Consider the following 25608-nt stretch of genomic DNA (forward strand, 5'->3'; position numbering starts at 1 on the left):
CAGTCCTCCGATCCTTCGGTATTCCGGTTTTAAGAATAAAGGAACGGCGTTTTGGGCCCGATTATTTGCGTATTTTTAAACAAAACGTTTTTTGCGTTTACGATCCTAAAAGATTTTTCCGTAACGCAGGGAAGCCCCGCCGTCATGTCCGATTTTCCAGGGATTTCGGAACTTTTTTCATCGGTTTCAAAGCTGCAGTTGTTAAAAACCACATCGCAAACGGGCGCTTCCGGCAGTCCCGCTATAAATCCGGCGGAAGATCTGCATCCCGTAGCTCGTATGTCGTTTACGGATATATCCTTTACGGACGGAGTGGAACTTTCGATCTTTTGTTTTTCCGTGCTGAATAAAAACGGATCCTTAGGATCCGCTCCGCAGACATAATACATATTTATGCTGAACGGGCAAAGACAGTCCTTTATAGTTAAATTTGAAAATTTTAAATTCTTTATCGCGCCTCCGCGTCTTCGGCGCGTCTTTATGCGTATCCCGCGGTCGGTATTTTTAAATACGCAGTTTTCGGCTACCACATCTTCTATACCGGCGGCCGTTTCGCTTCCTATTACGATTCCGCCGTGACCGGAAAACACGGTACAGTTTGAAATCCTTATGTTACGGCACGGTTTTGCAGCTTTTATTCCGTCTTCATCTGCGCCGGACTTAATAGCGATGGCGTCGTCGCCCACGTTTATGCTGCAATCGGTAATCGTAACGTTTGTGCATGAATCTATGTCTATTCCGTCCGTATTAGGCGCTCTTTCCGCCGGGTTTCGCACCGTTACATTTGAAATTTTAATTGAGTCCGAGTATACGGGATGTATAGTCCAAAACGGAGAATTATACACGGAGACATTTTCGATCGAACAGTTTTGACATTTATAGAATTGAATGAGCGGTGGCCGCAAAAACTGAATATTCCGTCCGCCTCCTCCTCCGGGCTGTGTTTTATAATCCGGATTGAGCTTTGCAAATTCAAGTTCTATTTGAGTTTCGGGGGAAGTCTGTTTTTTCTTTGCTTCGCGCGAGCGCCACCATACAGGACCTTGCCCGTCGATCGTTCCGCTGCCCGTGATCTTTACGTTTTTTTGCGCGTTTATGTAAACGCAGGGATGCATTGCAAAACAGTCCGCTCCTTCCCAGCGCGTGTACACCGGCTTGTAGCGTTCCTGCTCGGGAATAAACGAGATGACGGCGCCTTCTTCAAGGTAAAGCGTTATGTTTGAAAAAAGCTCGATAGGGCCGGTGTGCCATACGCCGTTTGAGACTTTTAGCGTGCCGCCGCCGGCTTTTTTTAAAATATCCAAGGCTTTAAAAAAAGCTTCGCTGTTGTCAAAAAAAGATTGCTTTTGCGTTGTGCCGGCGGCCGCGGGTAAAGGCGACGGCTTCCCGCCCGTTTCATGTAAAAAAATACTCTGCATGTTTTAAGTATCTGCACATATAAGTGCCTTGTCAAAGGATGAAGACGTTGTTTTTTTGGATTATTCCGTTAAAAAAATGCTTCTGCCGCATCGGAAAGCTATGAAAAGGCGGGGTTTCAGCAAGAGAATCTATATTCCCAAAAAATAACCGTTACCGTAAAAAATCGGCTGCACTCCCGGCAGCCGTCCTGCCGTTTGCGCGGGGAACTTCGCGCTTCGCGCTCGTTGCAAGTGCCGCGGCTAACCGTAATAGGAATCGGACTGCGCGAACTTTTTGGCAAAAAAAGTTCGCTTGCCATCGGTCAGAGCGGCTCGGCGGCATTGCCGCTGCCTCGCGTTCCGCCTTTTTTATTTTATATTATCTCTCTTTTCTGTGTATACATTTTTCATGCGTAATCCCTGCCGTACATAAAAGTACAAAACTCTGCACATAAAAGTCCGCAGATAAAAGCCGGCACAACAAAAGTCCTAGCACAAAAGCCGGTCATAAAAATCGGCCAAAGCCGCACATAGAAGTCCTAACACAAGAGCCTGCACATAAAAAAACCGGCCGGAAGCCTTGCTTCCGGCCGGTCAATCATGTAATTAAGTTAAAATTACATCTTTACGCGCAAGATAACAGGGATTGCAAGTTTTGAATCAAGAGTGTCTGTTGCAGCGGTTGCATCGCCTGTGTTGAGAGCTTTGGTATATTCAAGACCCGCAGTGATAGCGGCGTTTTTACCGGCTGTGAATTTTGCGGCAGGGCGGATCTTAAAGAGGTTTTCACCAACATTAGACTTGTCATTGTCGTCAAGGTCATAGCCGTAGTAACCGGCGTCACACTGTACCGTTACAAGGTCGTTAACGATGTACGATACGCTGCCCACAACTTCGAGAGCGCTTTCCGTGTCTCCTCCGTCAGGAGAAACAGAGGTGTATTTTACCTGCAGAACGGTGTTCAACGCATCCGAAACAGGGTATACCGCGCGGCCGTCGAGAGCCCATGCGCTGCCTTTTTTTGCTGATCCTGCTGTATCATCTTTTATATATGTAAAGCCTACCACTGTCTTTAAGGGCAGCATGAGAGGAGTTACGTAAGCGCCGAAGCCAAACTGATCTTCTGTCGGCATCTTTAAGATAACGTCGAGGTTTACCATGTCTTTCTGCATGTAACCAACTTCAAACGCATAACCCGCTTCCTGCTTGTCTGTCGTTTTGTCCTTGTATTTGTTTTCAAGAAGAGCGGCCTTCAAAAGCAATGTTCCGGGAAGGTCAGCGATCGTGTAGTCGGCGATAAAAGAAAGGTTTCCACCACCTGCAATTTTAGCCATGTTTCCGAAGTCAAAACCGAAAGTTTCACCGACTGCTTTGCCTCCGGCAACAAGACCGCTGGAAATACCGTATTTTGCCGTGGCACCGTCGGTAAGACCGTGTTCTACAGCCGATACGTTTAAGCGGTTCGTATAGCGGGAATCAAGAATACCTGCGGTAAATTTAAGAGCGTTGAACTTTAAATAACCGTAGTAGGTATCAATAGAAACGTCTTTTGTCTTACCTACTTTTACAGTACCTTTCGTTTCAACATCCGTATTAGGGACGAATGCGGCTCCTGTATTAAACTTCGTCGTTACATCCAGTTCATCCTTTACCTTTGAACCGTTGATTGTAAGGTCAAGGGCGACGCCGGCATAATCGTTGTTAGCTGCAAATGCCAGCGTATCCGACGCGTCTTTGTAACCGTCAAGATCGAACTTTGTCGTAACTTTGTCCTTATCGACGTTCTTTGTCTGGTTGTACATATCAGCTCTCATGCGAGCATTCAGGCTGACTGCTACATCGGCAAACGCCATACCTGCAACCAGCGAAGCTGCTACGGCAACCCCAATAATTTTTTTCATATAGCCTCCTGTGCGGCGTAGCTTTATTTTTTTTCAATAGCATAAAACCGCAACTTTTATATATCGCTATTTTATCTTATAAGAGAGTATATGTCAAATTTTTTTCAAAAAAAATGCGTTTTTAAAAGGTTTTTAGCCTTTAATGTCGGGGTTTACGCAGTCGGCTTGGTTTGTAGGTCGCACATCCATGTGCGACTGCGGCAGGGGGTGGAGGGGTGAGCGAAGCGAAAACAAACGCATGGCGTTTGTTCGGAGGCGAAAGCCGGAGCCCCGTAAGACCCGTTTTTTGCGGCTTGCCGCCAATGAAGCGCCAGCATAACCCCGAAAGGCGTCGGTCGGCAAACTGACCTCAACGAGTTTGCTTTACAAACTCGCGCTCATAGAAAAAGCCGCAAAAAGCCGCCCTAAAATTAAAGAAACTCGAAATTCCGGCTTTTAATCGCTCGGTCTTTGCTTGCGCGGGTAAATTTCAGGTTTATCGGCGGGGCTAAGTTTGTCGGCAGGATTTTAAATCTTTCGACGAGTTCTAAGGTTTCCGGCGGGCTTAGTTTTCCCGGCTGATTTTTAGGGTTTTTAAATATTTTTTTTTGTCGCCGGGGATGCGGAAGCTTTCCAACGCTTTTTGTATGGCTTTGTTGTGCGTCCAAACGTCAAGTTTTTTTTGTTCCAGATAAACTACGGAAGGCAGGTACTGTTTTGTGAGAGCAGTCGCAAAAAACCACGCCTGCATCATGTTTACGTAATATTCGTTTGAGCGCACCGAAGCGGCGATTTTTAAGTATTTTTCGCAAAACACGCCGTCGGAAAGATAAAAGCGCATGAGCATTCCCAGAGCGAAGCGCACGGTGTATGTGTGATCCGACAAAATCCATTGTTCTATTTTATGGAGAAGTTTTTCAAGATGGTTGCCCAAGGCCTTAGGATTTATGCTGTCACAGGTAGCCCAGTTGTCTACGTAGGGCAAAAAATCATCCAGAGCGGCGATTATTCGGTCGTAATCGTTAAATGTTTCAATTATAAAGCCGTGAAGGTTGTTTTCTTCGAAATATTTGTGCGGAAGAATTTTAATAAAGGAAAGACTTTGGGGGCTTTTGGCGAATTCTTTTGCAAATTTGCGTAAGGCGGGCGTGCGTATGCCTATCATCGTTTCGGGGTCGACCGTAGGCACAAGTTTTGCGTTAAAAGCCTTGTATTTTTCATCCTGAAGTGCAAAAAGTTTTTTTTGCACTTCGCTTTCACATATTTTGCCGGCGTCCATGGCGGCGGTGCCGGGGGCGCTGTGAATCATTACGGCAGACGACGGCTTTTTGTCCGGCGGCGACTGCAGGCCGGGGAGACGCGAGGTAGGGCTAGGGTCATTGTGCGGCGGGCGGTTTGCGGCGGGGCGCGGGGCATCTGTACGGCGGTTCAGCGCAGGCGGCTCCTGCATGGAGATATGCCGCGCGGTATGGGCGGGAGCCGCATCGTAGTCATATTCAGAAAATGGCATGTTCATCTCCGTTCATTTCTAAAGCTTTTCGATTTCTTCAACGGAAAGGCCGGTTCCTTCGGCTATTTTAGCGATATCAATGCCAAGATGCTTAAAAGCCTTGGCCGTTTCAAGTTTTGCTTGGCGCGCCCCGTCGGAAAAGCCTTCGCTTCTGCCTTCTTCACGTGCATCCATCTCAAATCCTGACATAAAGCGGTATTCCTGCCGCGCCTGTTCGTTATTCTTTACTGCTTGTATCATAGTTTCTATCCTCCCGGTATATTCCGTATTCGCCGTTCCTGTCTTAACATACTCCAAAAAGCCTTTGAGTTCTTTGTCCTCGGCTTTTCTAAACGCTTCCGCATTGATTATAATCTTTTTCGTCCCGTCCTGTAAGAGAGTTTTTTTATCTTCGAGGCAGACGTTTTCAAAAGTGTAAAGAGGCTTGCCCTTTCCTATTGCATCAAAAAGACAAATGAAAATAATGTAGCAATCGTTTAATGCTTTATAGTGAGAGCCCTTATCCAAGAATGCGATGTCTATTGCGGCCTGATAGTACCGCATGCGTTTCGGAAGATTGTACTCGTTCGCCACCTGCATTTCGATGTCGTATGATTTACCTGTTTCATCTTTTACGATGATATCCAGACGCACTGATTTTGATTCGGAGCCGGTAACAAAGGCATCTTGAGACGACAGGTAAGCGATTTTCCCGATTTTATCTGCCAAGACCATTTCGAGAAACTCTTTGCAGATTGCCTTGTCCTGCATGATCTTGCAAAACATAAAATCGTCGGCAATTGTTAAATCATCGAAGCTTTTATACATAGGCATCGTGTACCTCCCTAAAAAGCGGAGAACAGTTTACCAAAATAGAGAGACATGTTAAAACGAGATGCGCCGCTTGTGACATATACTTCACTCGGCATCCTCATTTCTATTTTACCATATTTTTTAACATATTTGCAGTGATTTTGTGAGAGGTTTTACATTTTTATGTATAGAAGCACGCGGTATAGACTCCGGAATTCTTAAACGGATTATCAATGCTGCAAAACAGTCCAGATATATTCCGCCTGAAATAAAGAATATGATACCGTAAGACGGTACGGATTGTTCTTAATACTTATCTGCGCTCTCTATAGGAAGAACGTTTTCTTGCCGTATGCCGTTTATAAAATCTTCGTCCATATATTTTACAAGTTCGCCGGCCTGTTTTTTTGTCATAAGAAATGTCATCTTGTCCGAATTGACGGGTTTATTGACATCTATGCCGCTGACGACCGGTTCCGGAGCTGCAGGCCAAAACGTAAGTGTAAAATACGGGGATTTTTTTATGAAGCGATAACCTACGGTAACTTTGGGTTTGGTGATCGTTGCCGTTCCGATTAAGCCGGTGCGGTATTCGCCTGTAAATTCTCCGTAAATATTGTGAGTTTTATTAGGCTTATTTATTAAAACTTTTGCCGAAAAATCTTCCAGATATTGCTTGTATGCGGCTCGGCACACGGCGCGGTCGTTGGCGTCGAACAGTAAAAAATATTTTGCAAGGGTGTTTGAAATTTTTAAAACAACGGCGTCGTTTTTTGGGTAGTACATATAACTCACGCTGTTTTGCTGTACGTCCGTGTTTAACAAGTTGTATTCAAAGACAGAGCCTTCTCCTAGTTGAATCGGCGTATCGTCTACAACAAAGGAGGCGGCGTTTTTTTGCGGTCTTTTTTGCAGCTGCTTTTCTTTAAGCTCTGTTAAATCGGTTGCTTCGTACAGATCGGCTTTTTCTTCCATTATAGATGGAGTTTGGGATAAAATTTTCGCCGGCGCTAAAAACGCAAAAAGCGTAAAAATTGCCGCGAAAGCGGTCGTTTTTGAAGTTTTCATACGGATCATAATACTTTAATAACAATGACATTCTCAAGAGGTTTCAAAAAATTATTAAATAGAAAAGATTTTTTCGTTCTGCAACTTTTATTGTAAGGATTGATTATTTGTGACTCATTCAGAGTTATGAAAAATTTTATAGGGCTATTAGCAGCTACAACTGTTTTAGCCCTTTTTTATTGGAACGGTGTTCCAAAGATGATACTTATCACTTCTCATCTACAATGCAATATAACTGCTCTATATTGAAAAATCAATAGAATTTTGCATAATTTATGCAAAATTCTATTGATTTTTCTTGATTTTCTGCCGATAATAACATATATTACGCATTAGGAAGTCAATATGTTATTAGAATTTGCAGTAGAGAATTATAAGTCATTTAAAGATAGAGTAAAATTCTCCATGGTTCCAGCACCTAAACAGAAGGGGCTGGATTATAGTATTCTTCATAAAAAAATAGGTAAGAAAGAATATAAAGCATTATCAAGCGCTGTTGTTTATGGTCCAAATGCTGCGGGGAAAACAAATATTATTGGCGCCTTACAGACCTTTAAAACAATTGTTCAGCGCGGAAATATCCGTAATGTCGCTGCGGCAAATTCTCCAAACGCAACGGATTATGCTTTAGAACTGATTCCAAACAATACATTAAAAGAAAAAAAGAATGTTTTCTTTTCAATAAAGTTTATACACGATGAATTAGTAATAAAATATTCAATACTCCTGGATTTAGGAAAATTCTTAGAAAAAGATTATGACAGAAACGTTGTAGAAGAAAATCTTGAAATTAACGGCAAAATATTTTTTAATCGAATTGATAATGAATTAAAGTTTGAAAATTTAAGTTTTTTCGATAAGTATAAGTATTATATTTTAACCTTTACGAAGAATTTTAAAACCTTGCTCCCAATCTTAAAAACAAGTTTAAAAAAAGATGATTTATTCTTAATGAATGGTTTTAGAACTATTGTTAGTTCCGTTTTAGCGGAACTTATATCCGATTATTTTACAAATTATTTAAAAACCGTTTATCGCGCAGATGCCGTATATACAGCACCTATTTTTGATTCTAACAGTATAGTTGACGGTTATTTAAATGAAGCCGCTACCAAATTTGGAATTAACTCAAATAAACTGGTTTTTGTAAAAAACAAAAAAGAGGATAATCTGCCAATTCTTTATTCTGTTATGTCGGATAAAAAAGCTATCCCTTCCGAAGCTTTTGAATCTTACGGAACGATAAGATTTGTAAACATATTTCCTTTTGTTGCAGAAACATTAAGAAAAGGTTTGACGTTAGTTGTTGATGAATTTGATTCCTCAATTCATCCTAGTGCAATTATGGATATAATTACTATTTTTCATAATGATGAAGTGAACATAAATCATGCGCAACTTATTTTTAATACACATAATCCACTTTATTTAAATAATAATCTTTTTCGTCGTGATGAAATAAAATTCATAGACCGCGATGATGAATCAAAATGTAGCCGCTATTATTCATTGTCCGACTTTGGAACAACAGGAACTACAGCGCGCAAGGGCAAAGATTATATGAATAATTATTTTATGGACGAATATGGTGCAATTCGTGACATTGATTTTACAGACTTGTTTATGAAAATCATAAAGGAAAAGCAATGCGAGAAAGAAGAAATATAAAATACTTCTTTGCTGTTGAGGGTGAAACAGAAATTTTATATTTCCAACATCTCAAAAAATTGATTTCTGCAGAAGAAACACGAATTGCAAATCCTATTATTCGGGCAGAGAAACTTTCTCCATCAAAATTTGCAAAAAAGTTGCCTTTAGTATACTCATGCGTAATTACGGCTGTGTTTGATGTAGAAGATAATAATACGGAATACAAAGCTCGTTTTGAAAATATATTAAAAGAGATGCATGCAGCTGGAAAATCTGGTAAATCAATAAAATATGAATTGGGATATTCCAATATAGATTTTGAACTTTGGATTATTCTTCATAAAAAAAATTTGTTCAGTTCCATAGGAAGTAAAAAACAATATCTTTCATATATAAATAATCTGTTTAATACAAACTTTGAAGGACTAAAAGAATACAAAGAAGAGAACAATTTCTCGAGGATACTTTCACAAATCACGCTAAATGACGTAAAGAATGCAGTAAAGGGAGCTGAATTAATAATGAAACAGAGACACGCTGAAAGTACTCCTTTAAAATCTTATGGATATGAATGGTTTGATAAAAATCCATCTTTGTCTATTCACATAGCAGTGAACAAGATTCTTTGTGAATGTGGAATATAATGACATCTCGAAAAACTCGCTTTTAGTGATTTTTTTTGAGATGTCGACGAGTTGTAACTTGCTATATTATTGGAATTACAACATTGCATTTTACCGGTTCATGAGCCGCAATTACCTCTAAAACTGCAGTTTTAAAATAGTATGTATTAAATTGCATTACAATTAAAGCGAAAAGATTTTTTCGTTCTGCAGCGTAAGAATTTCTATAAGTGGAACGGTAAAGGTTTCGGTTTTGCCGGAAAAAGTAAGTTTTATTGAAAGCAAAGATCTTTCAAGTTCCGAAGCGATTTCTTGGCCGTAAACGGAGCCGATGAGTTCCTTGTATTCTTTTTGCGTCATCGCCTCGCCTGTAAAAACCGACGCCATAAGAAGATCCGCACATGTTTGCAGATCCTGCGGCATAATTTTAAGTAGAGACTGCAGCGTTTCGGGCGAAAGTTTTAAAGCGATTCCCGTCTTTGTGCGGTATACGGTTTGAAAAAGAAAACTCGTTGTTAAAGACGGAAGTTTCGCATTTATTTTTAATGAAGAATCTTTTGAGGCAAGGCACACGACGTCGGTAAAACCCGCCTTTTTAAGCCCCTCCCGTATTTCGGCGGCGTCAAAAAAACTTTGCCGCGCGGCTTCCTCGGAAGAGGGCTTAAAAGCCGCTTGGGAGTTCGGCTGCGACGCATTTAAAAGCGTGTTCACGAGCGAAGTTAAAGCGGGGCCCAAAGAAGAATTGTATTTTATATCAGCGGAATCCGCATTGCCCTCGGGGACTCTTTGGGCGCTTGCCCCTGCAATACCTGAGCCGGCCGCTTGAGCGCTGCTTTCCGCGGCGCCTGCTCCGGTTGTTGCGGACGCGCTGTTGCCGGCCACAACGGCGGCGCTCCCGCCGTTGTGGCTTGCTGCACCGGTTTCCGCGCTTACTCCGCCGCTTTTTACGGATGAAATTTCAATATCCGTGTCTATGGAACAGCTTAAAAAGATGAGCGAAAAACAGCCCAAAAAGACGAGCGCGGCGTGTTTTATAAAACTCGAAATTGATACTAAGTAATTCATGCTATTTAAAAAGCGACGACAGAGGCAAGGTTACTCTTACGCCGGTTGAAAACACAAGACCTGAAGCAAGGCTGTTTTTAAAGGATAAGGCGGAACCGTCGGTCGCGTTGAACACCGAATATACTACGTCCTGCGTAAGGGAAGCTTTTATCTTTCCTGTTGTAAAACTCGGAGTGTTCCATGAAAGTCCGATCATTCCGGGAAAAAAGGAAGCTTCTATTTTTCTGTTGCCGCCGGGCAGATCCGGATCTCCCAGCGTGATCACGGGGCCGGCGTAGAAGCGCAGATAGTCGTTCGCCGTAACACTGAACATGAGCGGAATTTGAACGGATCCTACGCCCGTGTTAAGACGGATGCCGGTATTTATTCCCGGCTGGAGCGGCCACGGGGCGTAACGCGCATTTAAAGTAAGAGGAACTCCGCGGAAATTAAGTAAAAACCGGCTGGAAGTAAAGAGGCTCCAGTCTATTCCGAACGTTGCGTCAAAGATCAGATTATTTATAAAATCTTCGTTTAATCTTTTGTTCCCGGCTGCGCCGCTTTTGCCGCTCTGCCTTTTGCCGTCGGTGGAAGTTGAACCCGTAGAGGAAGCCCCCCTCGCAGCGGAATGTGAACTGGCTGAGGAAGGCGAAGGCGCAGGTTGGCCCGAACTTTCGGATCCTGCGGCCTCATCGCCGTCGCTTTCCGCGCTCGGAAGAAATTTTCCCGAACCCGCGTATGCGTTTTTCCATGTGTTCTCTTTTAAGGAAGATACGATCACGCCCGTATTGGGTCCGTCGCTTACGGCATGCATAAACTGATTTCCGCCTATGTATATTCCCGCGTGTGAAATGGAACCGTCCCTCGTTGTCCTAAAAAATACTATGTCGCCTTTTTCGAGCCTGTTTTGCGGAATTATTTTTACAAAAGAATAAAGCGCTTTTGCCGTGCGCGGAAGCTTTTTTGACGCGGCTTCGTAGGCCACTGTGCATATAAAACCCGAACAGTCAAAACTGTCCGGGCCTGTTTTGCCGTATTCGTATCGAGCCCCTACGTATTTTTTTGCCGTGTTTACAATATCTTCTCGCAGTTGTTTTGCGTCTTTTTGATGTTCCTGCGAAATCGGGCGGCTTGCCTGAGAGGCCTGAGTCGCCTGTGCCTGAATCGTCTGCGCTGCGTCGATCGTTCCCTCATCCTGAACTTGAACCGTTTGGGCGGCGACGCATGGTCCTTGTGTCAAACATAAAAAAACTGTAAAAACAAACAGAATAATGCGGTTATTTTTTATCGGCTTATCCATATTTCGATTATCGGTTTTTATTGCAAATATATCAAACGATTGTAAAAAAAATATGCAAAGTTTTACACTGATCGCAAAGATTGTGATAGAATAAAATAATTTAATAATGCGGCGTATAATCCGAATTTAAAATATTGCGCAATGGCGGAGGCTTACTGCTTTTGCGGCAGTTTGTTGAGAGGCAGTATTGAATGCGGAGCCAAAGCGCGCGTGCAGCCTAAAATGTGTGCGCTTGATGAATCGATGAGTCAAAGGCGTCCGCAATGCGATTTTACAGGAGTGAATATGGCGGTTTTGATCGAACGGAAACCTTGGTCGGTTTTAGATAAATGGCGCGGAAAGGCATTTTCGGGAGAATGGCCCACCTTGCCGGAGCTTTTTTTTATTTCAGCGGAGCGCTTTCCCGAACGGCCTTGTTTTACCGATTTTGAAGGCGCGGGAGAGACGAAGAACACGCTTAATTATGACGAGGCGGCAAAAAAAATAAGACAGCTTGTTTTATGGATGACGGCTAACGGAATAAAAAAAGGCGATCACGTTGCCGTAACCGGGAAAAATTCCCCTGAATGGGCGGTGACGTATTTGGCGGCGCAAGCGGCTTCTGCCGTCATCATTCCGATTGACTACGCTCTGCATGAAAACGAAGTTAAAAATCTTATCCGCGTGTCAAAGCCTAAGATGATCTTTTGCGACGAAGAAAAACATGATTTTTATAAAACTTCTTTTCCCGAGTGTGGAATATATTCTTTAAATAGAAAGTATCGCGACACCTATGTTTATGATCTTAAGGCTGACAAAAAGGTTGAAGAAAATCCCCCTGCGGACGAACACGATACGGCTGCAATACTTTTTACGTCCGGAACTACGGGGAATCCCAAGGGCGTTGTTTTGACGCATAAAAACCTTGTGAGCGACTGTTTTATTGCGCAGACTAACCTTGCCATCTTTGAAACTGATATTTTTTACGCCCTTCTTCCCATTCATCACGGTTACACTATGCAGGCCGCTTTTATAAATCCTATTTCCGTAGGGGCAGAAATCGTTTTCGGAAAGAGCATGTCCGTTACGAGGCTTATGAAGGAACTTAGGGAAGGGCAAATAACAATAATGCTCGGTGTTCCCATGCTGTATAACAAATTGCTTTCCGGAATACGCAAGGGTATAAGGGCAAAAGGGCCTATCGTAGCTATAGCTATGAAATTATTGATGAATTTTTCGTTTCTTTTGCGTAAGCTAACCGGAAAAAATTATGGCAAGGTTCTTTTTAAATCGGTGTTAAAGGCTGCAAATATTTATACTCTGCGTGTGGCGATCTGCGGCGGGGGGCCTCTGTCGGCGAGCGTTTTTAAAGCGTACAACGCCGCTGGAATAGATTTTATTCAAGGATACGGGCTTACCGAAACTTCCCCCATAATAGCTCTCAATCCGCTCGAACATTTTAAAATAGAAAGCGTCGGTCGAGATTTTAGTCCCTATATGGAAATGAAAATTCTCGATCCAGATGAAGACGGCGTAGGAGAGGTTATCGTAAAAGGCCCGATGGTCATGAAGGGCTATTACAATATGCCGGAAGAAACGGCGAAGGTGTTTACGGAAGACGGATATTTTAAGACCGGCGATCTGGGCTGGATGGACGAAGAACATTATCTTATGCTTTGCGGCCGCATAAAAAACATGATCGTTACCGGCGGAGGAAAAAACGTTTATCCTGAAGAAATAGAAGACGCCTTTCAGCTTTTTGACGAGATCGAACAGATAACCGTTCAGGGGTATGTTTCCGATGAAAATAGTAAAGATGAAAGAATTGAAGCGCTGGTTTATCCTTCCGACGAGCTTTATAAGCGGCTCGGCATCGACCGAAATAAAAAGGAAGATGAAAAGGCTGCGCTGAAGGCGATAGACGAATATATCGAAAAAGTAAATAAGAATTTGCAGCCGTACGCGCGTATTACAAGAGTAACACTTCTTGAAAAACCGCTTGAAATGACTACGACGCGAAAAGTAAAGCGCATTTATAAAAAATGACTTAAAGGATCGCCGAATATGAAACACAAGGTGCAGATCTTACAGGAATCGGCGGAGGTTTTGGGGCCTCTCTGCGTAGGACTTGACACGGATCCGTCGTATTTACCGCCTTCAGTCTTATCAGGATTTAGAAGTCCGGCTCAGGCAGTTCTTGCTTACAATAAGGAACTTATAAAAGGCATCGCACAGTCAAAAAGCGCCTGTTGTTTTAAAATACAGATCGCTTATTACGAAGCTATGGGACTTGAAGGACTGGCCGCTTACGCTGAAACGCTTAAAGCGGCTAGAAAAAGCGGCTTGCCGGTTATTTCGGACGTAAAAAGAGGCGACATTGCCGCTACTGCCGCCGCCTACGCCCGCGCTCATTTTTCGGGTGATTTTGAAACGGACATAATCACGGTAAATCCTTACATGGGTTTTGATACGCTTTTGCCGTTTACCGAGTATTGCTCTCCTTCAAAAGGCGGCAAGGGCGTTTTTGTACTGCTGCGCACTTCGAATCCGGGTACGGCGGACATCGAACAAAAAGAGCTGAAATCCGGGAAACGCGTGCTTGACGCTGTAGGAGACGGACTGCTTTCCCTTTGCGGCGAATGGAAAAAAGATTATCCGGAAGAAACTTGCTTTCCCATAGGAGCCGTCGTAGGTTGTACCGGAGAAAGCGATGCGAGCCGATTGAGAAAAGCCTATCCCGATATTTTCTTTTTGATTCCGGGATACGGGGCGCAGGGCGGAGCTGCGCGCATCGCCGCGGCATTGCTTCAAAACGCCGGCGGCACGGTAAATTCTTCGCGCGCTGTCTTATGTGCATGGAAAAAAGACAAAAACCTTGAAAGGCAAAGAAACGACGGAACTTTAAGCCTTGACGATATAGTGAAATCCGCCGTCTGTGCGGCTGAAATTTCAAAAAAAGAGCTTCTTGCGGCAAAAGCGGATTTTTTACACTAAAGGGGCTGAAAATTCCGGGTTTTATCGAACCGGAAATTTATCGGAGCGGAAATTTCATCAGGGGATAAGAAAATGACCGAAACTACTGATTGCGGCGGCAAGACCGTCCCTGTATTTGCAAGGGCTAAAGTCTTAGAAAGGCGGGATAATTTAAATAATTGCAAAAAAAAGCCTTCGGATTCGGCCGACGGCGAAGTGTACGCTCTAAAAGTTTCAATACCTTTTAACCTTGGCTTAAACGAATCTTCTTTTCCGCGTCCAGGGCAGTTTTACATGCTTAGGGCGGAATATTCGGCAAAGGTGCTTTCCAGACCCATAAGCGTTTTTCATGTTGAAAAAAAATCCCGCAGCGTTACTATTGAGTTTTTGATTTTAAAAAAAGGAGAGGGAACGAGAGAGCTTTACAGGCTTAAAGGGGGAGACGTTCTTCTCATGCTCGGCCCATTGGGAAACGTGTTTCCTGCGCCCGGTTTTAAAACGGAAGGGCGGAACAAGGTTTGCGTGATCGGCGGGGGAATAGGGATCGCTCCCGTGGCGGGTTTTGCGGAATCTCTTATTCCGAAAAGTTATGATTTTATCGCAAGTTTTAAAAGCGCATCTTATGGGCTTGAGCACGTAAAAGCCGACGATTTGATAATTACGACGGAAGACGGAAGCGAAGGTCTTTCCGGAATGCTCCCCGCCGCCTTGGACAGTCAAAAACTTATCGCTGAAAAATATGAGGCCGTTTACGCTTGCGGCCCCCATCCCATGTTGGAATATGTAAAAAAAATATGCGGCGAAGCCCGAGTTCCATGCTGGCTCAGCATGGAAGCCCGCATGGCGTGCGGTATGGGAGTTTGCCTTGGGTGTTCAATAAAGACGAAGGAAGGATATAAAAAATGCTGCGTAGACGGCCCCGTTTTTGACGGCGAAAGCCTGATTTTTGAAAGTTCCGCCGTCAAGCCGCGCCGAAAACCTCTTTCTGAGGATCCCGATCTGTCTGTAAATATCGCCGGAGTGAGTTTTATAAATCCCGTCATAGCCGCTTCGGGGACTTTCGGGTTCGGAACGGAATACATGTCCGTGTTCGATGTAAAATCTCTCGGCGGAATTGCATCCAAGGGGCTTACGCTTGAAGAGCGTCAAGGCAATTCCGGTATCCGCATTTGGGAAACGCCGTCGGGAATTATGAATTCCGTGGGGCTTCAAAATCCGGGAATAAAGCATTTTATAGAGCACGAACTCGGCCGAATGTTAAAACTCGGTCCCGTGACGCTTGCAAACCTGTCGGGTTCTACGCTTGAAACATATATCGAAGGCGCAAAATTGCTCGATAAGACCGAAGTTCCCATGATAGAGCTTAACATTTCATGCCCGAACGTTTCTCAAGGAGGAGCCGCATGGGGAATGAGCTGCTCTTCCGCAGCGGAGGCTACAAGGGCTGTGCGCGCCGTTACCGATAAGCCTCTCGCCGTAAAATTGACGCCGCAGGCTCCGGATCTTGTCGGAGTGGCCGTCGCATGCATCAAAGAAGGCGCCGACGCCCTAGTCATCGGCAATTCTTTTCAAGGGATTGCGATAGACATTGAAAACGGAAGGCCTGTTTTTGATAAGATCAAAGCGGGCGTCGGCGGTCCTGCCGTACGTCCGCTCGCCGTTAAAAATGTGTATGAGGTTGCCTCAGAAATCAATAAACTCCCTCCGCAAAACAGGGTTCCTCTGATCGGAGCCGGAGGAATAGTTTCATGGCAGGATGCGGTGGAATTTATTATGGCCGGCGCCGCCGCCGTTGAAATCGGCTCGGGAACCTTTATCGATCCTTATACTATGCTCCGCGTAATCGACGGGCTCCGCGCTTTTATGAAGCGAAAAGGCTATGCTAATATCGAAGAAATGAGAGGCTGTACGCTGTTGTCCTCGTAAGCTCGGCCGCGGCATACACTCTGGCTAAGCGGACGATATTCTTGCCTGACGCACAGCATTATTGGCTGATATTTTCAAAGCTCGACATTTGACCATAATATGTAAAAATGTTAAATTCCTTTCTATGAATACGATCGTGGCGCTGTGTGCCGTCGGAGCGGAAAGAATATTAGGCAATGAAATAAAATATCTGGGATACAAGCTTATCTCAAACGCTCCGGGGAGAGTTTCTTTTTCGGGGGACGACGACGCCTTATTCCGCTCGAATTTGTGCCTGCGCACTGCCGACCGGGTATACCTTCAGGCGGCGGCATATCCTGCGGAAGATTTTGACGATCTTTTTGCCGGCGCGTACAGCGTAAATTGGCAGGACTATTTTAAAAAAAATACCCGTATCGTAGTGGACAAGGTTCGCATTTATAAGAGTAAGTTGAATTCCGAACACAGCGTTCAATCCATGGTACAAAAGGCCGTTTATAAAAAATTGGGCGATGTGTGGAAAATTCCCGTTTTACCTGAAACGGGCGAAAAAGCCGATATCAGAGTCTACATGGATGAAAACACCGCCGTACTCTTGCTTGACCTGTCGGGACTTCCTCTTCATAAGAGGGGCTACAGGGCCGACGGCGGAATTGCGCCTTTAAGAGAAACTACGGCGGCCGTTCTGCTTCAAATGATGATGTGGCGCAGGAAGACGCCTCTTCATGATCCTTTTTGCGGTTCGGGAACAATTCCTATAGAAGCTGCTTTGTACGCGTACAATGTTGCACCGGGCTTAGGACGGAATTTTGCGATTGAAAATCTTGCCTTTTTCGATCAAAAACGCGCTCTGCAGATCAGAAAAGAAGAAGCGGCAAAGATTCGAACGGATGTAGAAGTGAGAATTACCGGTTCCGATATTGATCCTGCCGCAATAGAGCGTTCAGCAAAAAACGCCGAATATGCTTGCGTTACCGTAGGGCGGGCCTTGCAGCTTATAGGAAGCGACGCCAGAATCGTTAGGCCGGATTTCGTTCAATCCGATTTTAAGGATTTGCAGCCGCCCTACCCGGAAGGACTTATCCTGTGCAACCCGCCTTACGGCGAAAGGCTTGGCGACGAGGATAAGGCTGAAAAACTTTACAAGGATATGGCGGTTTTATTTCGCGATTTTAAAAACTGGCGGATAGGCGTCATAACTTCGAACAAAAAATTCCAAGAACTTTCAGGCTTTTACGCATCTTCTTCAAAGGAACTCAAAGCCGGAAATCTTGACACCCGCTTTTTCATGTTTAAAGAATGTTTATGCCGGAGAAATAAAAATGGCTATTGTTGTTGAACACGATAAGAGAAAAAAGGAAATCCTCGAAAAAGCGCTGGATGTATTCAGCGAAGAAGGATATGAAGACGTAACTTTTCAAAAGATCGCCGACCGCTGCGGAATCACCCGCACTACGCTTTACATATATTTTAAAAACAAGCGTGAGATCTTTTTGTGGAGCATAAAACAGATGATGAGCGGCCTTGAAGAAGGACTTGTGCGTCTGTGCTCCGACGAATCCGTTCCCGCTTCTCAGGCCCTTTTGAGCATCCTCACGATGATCATGGAAAACTGCGAACTCAATAAGCGCTTATTCGGCGTGATTTTGGACTATCTTTTACAGATGAAAAAATCCGGCGGAAATCCCAGAGAAAAAGTCCGCCGCAGGGTAGTTCACTTGCGCCATCTTTTGAGCCAGGTCATTATCAGAGGAATAAATTCCGGGGAATTTAAAAAGATAAACGTAAGATCCGTAAACGAACTGTTTTACAGCATAATAGAATCGGCAATTTTCAGGCTTGCGGTGTTAAATCAGGACGATCTGGCTGAAACCCGGCTCATATTGAAATTTACGGTGGACGATTTGCTTGCCCAGTGATTTTAGGGCATGGCTTTCGTCGGAGCTTTATCAGTCAGATGCGCACCGCGTTTGCGCAGTGGCTGCAGCCGATCCGCTCAAGGGAATAGGCGCAGGAGTTTGCGGATATTTTTCAGGCGATAAGCCGATGTTTACATATTGACGAAAATTGTCATAATGATTAGACTTTGGCAAAATAGAGGCGGTAGTTTATATTCCGCTTGCGGCGGAATTTTATAATCTTGCGCAAAAAGCGCACAATTGCGGCATTTTCGGAAACCTACATTTTCTGCAACGCCGCGTTTTATAGGAGATTTTATGGTCATTAAACCGATGGTACGAAGCAATATCTGCATAAACGCACATCCTGTCGGATGCGCAAAAGAAACGGAAAATCAGATCGAATATGTAAAAGCGCAAAAGAAGAAGCGCGGAATAAAAAACGTAAAGGAAGGCGGCAAGGGGCCCAAGACGGTCCTTGTTTTGGGATGTTCTACAGGATACGGGCTTGCCAGCCGCATAGTAAGCGCCTTTGCATACGGAGCCGACACGATCGGAGTTTCATATGAAAAAGAAGCCACCGAAACAAAGGGCGGCACTCCCGGCTGGTACAACAATACGGCCTTTGACGCCGCTGCAAAAAAGGCGGGACTTGTTTCAATAACCATAAACGCCGACGCCTATGCGGACGAAACGCGTTCTCAGGTTATCGGCGAAGCAAAGAAACTCGGCCGGAAATTCGATCTTATAATTTACAGCCTTGCAAGCCCCGTGCGCACCGATCCTGACACAAAGGTGCTTTACAAGTCCGTGATCAAACCGCGCGGAAAACCCTACAGCGGAAAATACATCGATATCATGTCGCAGACTCTTAAAGAATCTAGCGAAGAACCCGCTACGGAAGAAGAAATTGCCAATACCGTCAAGGTTATGGGAGGCGACGACTGGCGCCGTTGGATAAAACAGCTTTCACAAGCGGGCGTTCTTGCAAAAGGATGCCGCACGGTAGCTTATTCTTATATAGGGCCGGAACTCAGCCATGCGATATACCGTGACGGAACTATAGGAACTGCAAAGCTCGACCTGGAAAAGGCCGCGCTTGATCTTAACGAGGAATTAAAATCGTCTGTAGGCGGCGGAGCCTTTGTTTCCGTAAACAAGGGGCTTGTAACCCGCTCAAGCGCGGTAATTCCCATAATATCGCTTTATCTTTCAGTGTTGTTTAAGGTGATGAAGGAAAAAGGAACTCACGAAGGCTGTATCGAACAGATTGAAAGGCTTTTTGCGGAGCGGCTTTATACGGGATCGGACAATTCCGCCTCGGACGTTCCTACTGACAGCGAACATAGGATAAGAATTGACGATTGGGAACTTGCCGATGATGTTCAAAAACTTTGCCGCGAACGCATGGCTGCCGTGACCCAGGAAAATCTTTCGCAGCTGTGCGACCTCGAAGGATACAAACATGATTTTCTTGCTACGAACGGTTTTGACATTGCCGGCGTGGATTATGACAAAGACGTCGCGCGCATGGATTCCATATCATAGTTAAAGAAAAACATCCGTGTGCGACTGAGGCATTAAGAAAAACATCCTTAATATCAACAGTTGTTTTTAGAGGCCGGCCTGTGGTATAATTAAAACATCCGAAAAAATTCATCTTTAGCGATTTTTTCCGGATTCAGCGGAGGATGGGCCATGTTAAACGGACGGCATCTCATTGAGCCAAACGATTTATCTTTGACGGAAATAGATGAAATTTGTTCCTTAGCCGAACAAATTATCGTTGATCCGGTATCTTTTCAAGATGTGTGCCGCGGGAAAATTCTCGCGGCACTTTTTTTTGAACCGAGCACAAGAACACGGCTTTCCTTTGAAGCGGCAATGCTCAGATTGGGCGGCGCCGTCGAAGGTTTTGCCGATGCGTCTTCTTCGTCGGCAACTAAAGGAGAATCGCTTGCCGACACAATCCGCGTGGTTTCATCTTATACGGACGTCCTTGCGATAAGAAGTTCCAAAGAAGGCGCCGCTCTTTTGGCAAGCAAATATTCGTCTTGTCCGGTGATAAACGCGGGCGACGGGGGACATTTTCATCCTACGCAGACATTGACGGATCTTCTTACCGTAAGGCAGCTTAAGGGCAGCCTTGAAGGCCAAACGGTAGGTTTCTGCGGCGATCTTAAATTCGGGCGGACGGTACACAGTCTGGTGCAGGCATTGAGCCGCTATCCTAAAAACAAATTTATTTTTATAAGCCCCAAAGAACTTCAGATGCCGGATTACATGCTGAAAAACATCCTAGAACCTTTAAAAATAGAATACCGCAGCGCGGAACGCCTCGAAGACGCCATAGGCGATGTCGACATTCTTTATATGACCCGTGTTCAAAAAGAAAGATTTTTTAACGAACAGGATTATATAAGGTTAAAAGACAGCTACATTCTTGACAACGAAAAGATGAAACTCGCGCGCAGGGACATGATAGTGCTTCACCCGCTGCCGCGCGTAAATGAAATCGCTGCGGAAGTTGACGGAGATACGCGGGCTGCGTATTTTAAGCAGGCTAAGTACGGAATGTTTGTGCGGATGGCGCTTATTGCAAAACTTACTGGAAGTCTATAAGGGAGCTGAAGCAAGATGTTAAACGTTGATACGATAAAAAACGGTCTTGTGATCGATCACATAAACGCCGGTTACGGACCTAAAATTTTCCAATGGCTGGGTTTGGATAAAGCGAAATTCAGTTCCGCTCTTATCATGAATGTTCCGTCTAAAAAAACTGGAAAAAAAGATATTATAAAGATAGACAATACGATAAATATCGATTTTTCAGTGCTGGGATTTATTGATCCCAACATTACGGTAAATATAATAAAAGATGAAAAGATCGTTAACAAGATTACGATGGAGTTGCCGGACAGGGTGGAAAATGTTGTAAAGTGCAAAAATCCGCGCTGTATAACCACGACCGAACACTATATTCCTCAAATTTTCAGGCTGGTTGATCGCACAGAGGGACTGTACCGCTGCCAATACTGCGATACTTTGTATAAAGCCGGAAACAACGCCGAGCTTATGGAGCATAAAGATTGAACGGATGTGAAAAAAATAAGGCGCTTTTGATTTATAACGCTCGTTTAGTAGACGAAGAGCTCGACACGGAAGGCGCTGTTTTGGTTTTTGAAGGCAAGATAAAAAAGGTGTTTAATGGCCGGTTCTCAACAAAAAAAGACGCCGAATCCCTTGTAAAAGACGCTTTGATCGCCGCAGCATCGGGCAAAACGGCATCTTCGGCGGCGTCGGGGTTGGCGGCCGCATCGGAATCATGTAAAAACCCATATTCGAATGCGGCTTCCGTAAGTCTTAAATACGATGACATTTCTTTTTACGACGCCGAAGGACTTACGCTTATGCCGGCTTTTATAGACATGCATGTCCATTTGCGTTATCCGGGGCAAACGCAAAAAGAAGACCTTCACAGCGGTCTTAAGGCCGCAGCGGCAGGGGGCGTTGGAACCTTAGTCGCCATGGCAAATACGTTGCCGACGGTTTCTTCGGGAAAAGAAGCAAAAAAAATATCGGAAGAAGGAAATACGCTGGGGCTTTCAAATATGTTTCAGGCGGTAAGCCTTACAAAGGGTTTTAAAGGAAAAGACACCTCTTCCCTAGACGACGCAGATCCCGCTTTTAGTCCCGTAGTAAGCGAAGACGGAAGAGACGTTTGGGACTCTTCCGTGATGCTTGAGGCGATGAAAAAGGCCGTGGAAAAAAATCTTATCGTAAGCTGCCACAGCGAAGACCCTTCACTTACGGCTCTGGCCGATCTGTACAGGCAGGAAGCTCTTGCCGTCATGCGCGAGTATTCGATACCCGCATGGGGAGTTGAAAATTCAAGCGGTTTTGAATCTGCATCCGGCGCAAAAAAACTTCCGCCAGAAGCGGACGCAAAGATCACGAAGGCTCTTACAAAGGCGAATGAAATCCTTGCCGTGTCGGAAGATTCTTATACGGAACGAAACCTCTTGCTTTCGGAACTTGCGCACTGCCGCGTTCACATAGCTCACGTGAGCACTAAAAAAAGCATGGATGCGGTGCGCCGTGCAAAGGAAAGATTTTTTGCCGCAAACAAAGGTTGCGAAAAAAACAAAGATTGTGAAAACGGTGACGGGCGCGGCGCTTTAAAAAACTGTAAAATTTCTTGCGAAGTAACTCCTCATCATCTGGCCCTGTGCGGTACTTTTCCGCCTTATATAAGGGCGCTGGTAAATCCTCCTTTAAGGGCCGAAGATGACAGAAAGGCGCTCATTGAAGCGTTGCGTGACGGAACGGCCGATGTCATTTCCACCGATCACGCTCCGCACACTTTTGAAGACAAATCCCGCGGTTCTCCGGGATTTTCGGGGCTTGAAACCTCTTACGCCGTCTGTAATACGGTTTTGGTAAGGCAAAACGGGTTTACCGAGAGCCGTCTGTCGCGCCTTATGTCCGCCCAGCCTGCAAGAATTTTAGGGCTGAAAAAAGGGCGGCTTTCGGAATCGTTTGACGCGGATTTGGTTTTAACTTCGCCTTCCGAAAAATGGCGCGTTTCGGGAGAAAATTTTTTCAGCAAGGGGAAGGCGACTCCTTTTGAAGGAAAGGAACTTTTCGGCCGCATTCACGCGACGTTCATAGGCGGAAAGCAGGTTTTCAAATTATAAACAGTGGCCTTGGCTATGCGCAGGGCCTTTTTATTGCCTGTAAAATTGATCTTCCAAGCAAAAATACGAGTATGATTTTTCATTGAACGGAAAATCCCACGTGCCGGCAAAGCGCACTTTTTCGCCGCCGAAGCCGGTTTTAAAAAGGTATAGCCCCGCCATAGGATTTGACGAATCGTCGTTCGGAGGAATGCCCATAAGATCGTACGCGGTGCAGCCCTTGCTGCGGGCAAACCGTATCGCTTCCCACTGCAGACCGTAATTCGGCATGAGCTCTTTTTTTTCGGCGCTCGATCCTGCGTACAGATAGTATGCGTTATGTCCTGAAAGCGCGATTATTATTCCCGAAAGCAGAATTCCGTTTTTTGACGCGCTCATAATGTGAAACTGCGGAAGCGGCGCGGGAGCTGCAAGCGGTATAACATCCTTTTTCCCTTTTGGGTTAGGCGGGTGCTCGTGAAAAATATTTTCTTGAATACGCTTGTGCGAAAACAGTTTGTTAAAATATTCTTCACGTTCGGAATAAAAATGTTTCCGTTTTGCCGTTTTTTCATAAAGCGCGTACCAGTCGTGAAGCATGTCTTTACCGCCGACGGCAAAATCAATCCCGCTGCGGTATGAGCGACGTATACAGTTGCGCGTAGTCGCTCTCATGTGCGAGAGTATTTGCTCGGGCGTAAGCGCTAAATTAATGATGACCGTGTTTGCCGCAAGGTGACCGGTCGGAGCTTTTCTAAGATTGTGCGTTTGGGTTCCCCAGTTTAAAGCCAGCTGCGCAGTCTGAGGATTTACGATTTCTTCACCGCCATACTGGCTTCGCCAGGCAAGATCGTACCGTAAGCATATGCAGTTTTCAGGCAGGTAGGGGCGTAGTGCAAGAGCGAGTTCTTCAAGCAGAACGCCGCGTTTTTCAGACGGCAACACGACTGAGGGCGCTTTAGGCGCGTATGCGTAGCAGCTGCCGTCGCTGCGTTTTCTTATCAGCGCCATAAACGGAAAGGTAAGCGGAGAATCGAAGTTTTCGTCTGAAAACGTTACCGAAAAAAAATAAGGCTGCTGGCCGAGAGCCTCTTTAAACGTTCCCCAAAATGCGGTTTGAAAAAGATTGTCGTGAGGAGGAAATACATCGGGAGTGACTTTTTGTACCGTAACCATAGCGGGCACGATAACAGTAAAAAAAGAAAGCCGCAACGCTGTCATCTGTATACCATGCAGCTAGTCCTTTTTATAAGGCGGATTATAAAACTGCGGCAGTGTCACAGACTGATACTGCCGGAACTTGCAGCTTGCAGAAAGCCGGCTGCGGTTTTTTACACCTTTTGCGCGTTCCGCACGTTGGACACAGGAGCCGCAGCCGGACAATGGAATGGGTAAGGCGTACGTCCGCCGCCCGGTAATAAAGACTTACTTGTTGTTCCTTGCAAGAATCTCTTCAACCTTAGCCCTAAAATCCTTTAAGCCCTTTTCGGCGCTGACGTTGCCGCTAAGAATTCGCTGGAATACGGGAACGGTGTTTGCGTCAATTTCGGAATAGCCGCTTCTAAGTTGCAAAGTGTGTCCGTATTTTGCATTGATGGCGTCCGTAGCCTTCTTTATGTCGCGTGGGCTCTTGGTGGCGTCAAGATACAGACCCCACAATTCTGGATCGTTGTTTAAAGACGGAGGAATGCGGCGGGCTGCGCTGTATAACCTTTCTCCCTCGTTGCCTCTGAGAAAGCTTAAGAACTTCCATGCCGCGTCTTTTTGTTTGGATGCTGCGGATATTGCAATCTCGTTGCTCTTGACGGTAGTAGTGTTTTTTACCGTTTTTCCGCCGGGGAAGGGATACACTTCAAAATTTATGCCTTCAACTTTCTGAATGGCTAAGATTTCCTGTGCTGAAACAATCATCATAGCAAGCGTTCCCGAAGTAAACCAGCGGCTTATCGTTTCGGCTGCAGGGGTGGAAATCATGTCTTTGGGTAAAAATCCCTGCTGATAAAGGTCTGCGATCATCTGTAAGGCCTGGCAGCCTTCGGGAGAATCGAGCGCATAGCCTTTGCGGTCCTCAGTGAGCAGATTTGCTCCGTAAGCCCAGATAAAGCCGTAAAAAGGATTGTTGGAAGCCATTTGGTTTGCGTATCCATACACTCCCGTTTTTACCCCGCCGAATTGCTTTACGATCCTTATAAAATCGTCTACCGTCCAGTCGTATGATGGGAGCGCGATGCCTGCCTTTTTGAAGGTGTCGAGGTTTAACGCCAAATAGATGGGAGCGGTACCCCATGGAAGGGCATGAATTTCACCTTTGATCGTAGCTTCTTCTATTGCCGCCTTTGAATAAATTGAAGTGTCGAAGCCCGATTTTTCTATAAAGGGTTTAAGGCTTGCGACGGCTCCCAGATTGCAGAAGTCCTGAAAGAAATATGAGTCGATGCGCATGACGTCCGGCGCCATACCGCCTGAAATCATCGTCATGAGTTTTGTGTGATAGTCGTTGTAGGCGGAGACTACCGGTTCTACTTTGATGTTGGGATTCTTTTTTTCAAATTCGTCGATGATCGTTCTTTCAACGCCTATTGAATCAGGGTTGCCCCAAAAAGCGTATTTTATTGTGGTAACGCCGCTGCCCTGCGATCCTGCATCCTTATCGCCCGAAGCGAAAATACTTCCTGTAGCCGCTAAAAGCGCCAAAAGAACTGCGAGTGTTTTTTTCACGTTTTCCTCCTAAACTTTAGTTTATTGATATTCTCTTATCACCTTCGGGAACTGTCAATTTGAAATCTTTTATGATCATTGTAAAATTTTTTACCGAAGAATAAAAATAAGATAGGGAATTTGCGGTACCGCAGCATTTTTTTGCTTTATTGAGGGCGGCAAAGGAAGCTGTCTCAATAGTCGGTTACTGTTGCG

Annotated in this window: 21 protein-coding genes; 12 read left to right on the top strand and 9 right to left on the bottom strand. The window is 45.0% G+C overall.

The genetic code is table 11. The annotated features are described in order from the left end of the window. Positions 1-29: 29 nt before the first annotated feature. The 5 genes from HRI96_RS01410 to HRI96_RS01430 form a co-directional block, all read right to left on the bottom strand. On the bottom strand, positions 30-1418 hold the full coding sequence (locus HRI96_RS01410) for a glycoside hydrolase family 28 protein (protein ID WP_210117764.1): 1389 nt from the start codon (positions 1416-1418) through the stop codon (positions 30-32). Positions 1419-2014: 596 nt separating this feature from the next. Further along, positions 2015-3298 carry a hypothetical protein gene (locus tag HRI96_RS01415; RefSeq protein WP_210117765.1) on the bottom strand — a complete coding sequence of 428 codons (1284 nt, stop codon included), beginning with the start codon at positions 3296-3298 and terminating at the stop codon, positions 2015-2017. Positions 3299-3842: 544 nt separating this feature from the next. After that, positions 3843-4787, bottom strand: a complete 945-nt coding sequence (locus HRI96_RS01420; RefSeq protein WP_346267164.1) for a DNA alkylation repair protein — start codon at positions 4785-4787, stop codon at positions 3843-3845. Positions 4788-4805: 18 nt separating this feature from the next. Further along, positions 4806-5594, bottom strand: coding sequence for an Rpn family recombination-promoting nuclease/putative transposase (locus HRI96_RS01425; RefSeq protein ID WP_210118586.1), 789 nt, complete (start codon positions 5592-5594; stop codon positions 4806-4808). Between the two features lie 291 nt (positions 5595-5885). Beyond that, positions 5886-6647 (bottom strand): hypothetical protein, encoded by a 762-nt coding sequence (locus HRI96_RS01430; RefSeq protein ID WP_210117766.1) that lies wholly within the window; start codon positions 6645-6647, stop codon positions 5886-5888. 345 nt (positions 6648-6992) lie between these two features. On the opposite strand from HRI96_RS01430, the gene HRI96_RS01435 reads away from it, so the two are divergent. Together HRI96_RS01435 and HRI96_RS01440 are read left to right on the top strand one after the other, a co-directional pair. Next, positions 6993-8315: an AAA family ATPase gene (locus HRI96_RS01435; protein ID WP_210117767.1), complete on the top strand. Its 1323-nt coding sequence runs from the start codon at positions 6993-6995 to the stop codon at positions 8313-8315. Continuing rightward, positions 8294-8941 carry an RloB domain-containing protein gene (locus HRI96_RS01440; protein WP_210117768.1) on the top strand — a complete coding sequence of 216 codons (648 nt, stop codon included), beginning with the start codon at positions 8294-8296 and terminating at the stop codon, positions 8939-8941. Before HRI96_RS01435 ends, HRI96_RS01440 begins: the two co-directional genes overlap by 22 nt. A gap of 162 nt (positions 8942-9103) precedes the next feature. On the opposite strand, the gene HRI96_RS01445 is transcribed toward HRI96_RS01440, so the two are convergent. Continuing rightward, positions 9104-9985, bottom strand: a complete 882-nt coding sequence (locus tag HRI96_RS01445) for a hypothetical protein (RefSeq protein ID WP_210117769.1) — start codon at positions 9983-9985, stop codon at positions 9104-9106. Position 9986: 1 nt separating this feature from the next. Further along, entirely contained in the window at positions 9987-11264 is a 1278-nt protein-coding gene (locus tag HRI96_RS01450; protein ID WP_210117770.1) for a C40 family peptidase, read from the bottom strand. Positions 11265-11549: 285 nt separating this feature from the next. Here HRI96_RS01450 and HRI96_RS01455 point away from each other — a divergent pair, with 285 nt between their 5' ends. The 10 genes from HRI96_RS01455 to HRI96_RS01500 all read left to right on the top strand — a co-directional run bounded on the left by HRI96_RS01455 (position 11550) and on the right by HRI96_RS01500 (position 22716). Next, positions 11550-13289 carry an AMP-dependent synthetase/ligase gene (locus HRI96_RS01455; protein ID WP_210117771.1) on the top strand — a complete coding sequence of 580 codons (1740 nt, stop codon included), beginning with the start codon at positions 11550-11552 and terminating at the stop codon, positions 13287-13289. Positions 13290-13307: 18 nt separating this feature from the next. Further along, positions 13308-14237, top strand: coding sequence for an orotidine-5'-phosphate decarboxylase (pyrF, locus tag HRI96_RS01460; RefSeq protein WP_210117772.1), 930 nt, complete (start codon positions 13308-13310; stop codon positions 14235-14237). A gap of 72 nt (positions 14238-14309) precedes the next feature. After that, positions 14310-16142, top strand: coding sequence for a dihydroorotate dehydrogenase (locus tag HRI96_RS01465; protein ID WP_210117773.1), 1833 nt, complete (start codon positions 14310-14312; stop codon positions 16140-16142). Positions 16143-16266: 124 nt separating this feature from the next. Next, entirely contained in the window at positions 16267-17460 is a 1194-nt protein-coding gene (locus tag HRI96_RS01470) for a THUMP domain-containing class I SAM-dependent RNA methyltransferase (RefSeq protein WP_210117774.1), read from the top strand. Beyond that, a complete protein-coding gene (locus tag HRI96_RS01475; RefSeq protein ID WP_210117775.1) occupies positions 17444-18040 on the top strand; it encodes a TetR/AcrR family transcriptional regulator in 597 nt (198 codons plus the stop codon). Before HRI96_RS01470 ends, HRI96_RS01475 begins: the two co-directional genes overlap by 17 nt. Beyond that, a complete protein-coding gene (locus tag HRI96_RS01480; RefSeq protein WP_210117776.1) occupies positions 18030-18182 on the top strand; it encodes a hypothetical protein in 153 nt (50 codons plus the stop codon). The genes HRI96_RS01475 and HRI96_RS01480 overlap by 11 nt, the downstream gene beginning before the upstream one ends. Positions 18183-18337: 155 nt before the next feature. After that, positions 18338-19567, top strand: coding sequence for an enoyl-ACP reductase FabV (fabV, locus tag HRI96_RS01485; protein ID WP_210117777.1), 1230 nt, complete (start codon positions 18338-18340; stop codon positions 19565-19567). 150 nt (positions 19568-19717) lie between these two features. Then, a complete protein-coding gene (gene pyrB, locus HRI96_RS01490; RefSeq protein ID WP_210117778.1) occupies positions 19718-20641 on the top strand; it encodes an aspartate carbamoyltransferase in 924 nt (307 codons plus the stop codon). A gap of 15 nt (positions 20642-20656) precedes the next feature. Then, the gene (locus HRI96_RS01495) at positions 20657-21112 is read left to right on the top strand and encodes an aspartate carbamoyltransferase regulatory subunit (protein WP_210117779.1); all 456 of its coding nucleotides are present in this window, start codon (positions 20657-20659) and stop codon (positions 21110-21112) included. Then, complete coding sequence (locus HRI96_RS01500; protein ID WP_210117780.1) at positions 21109-22716, top strand: dihydroorotase; 1608 nt, start codon at positions 21109-21111, stop codon at positions 22714-22716. Before HRI96_RS01495 ends, HRI96_RS01500 begins: the two co-directional genes overlap by 4 nt. Positions 22717-22746: 30 nt before the next feature. On the opposite strand, the gene HRI96_RS01505 is transcribed toward HRI96_RS01500, so the two are convergent. Then, positions 22747-23871: a lipid II:glycine glycyltransferase FemX gene (locus tag HRI96_RS01505; protein WP_210117781.1), complete on the bottom strand. Its 1125-nt coding sequence runs from the start codon at positions 23869-23871 to the stop codon at positions 22747-22749. Between the two features lie 249 nt (positions 23872-24120). Further along, on the bottom strand, positions 24121-25413 hold the full coding sequence (locus tag HRI96_RS01510) for an ABC transporter substrate-binding protein (protein WP_210117782.1): 1293 nt from the start codon (positions 25411-25413) through the stop codon (positions 24121-24123). Positions 25414-25608 lie beyond the last annotated feature (195 nt).

The organism is Treponema parvum, from assembly GCF_017893945.1.
Taxonomy (GTDB): domain Bacteria; phylum Spirochaetota; class Spirochaetia; order Treponematales; family Treponemataceae; genus Treponema_D; species Treponema_D parvum_A.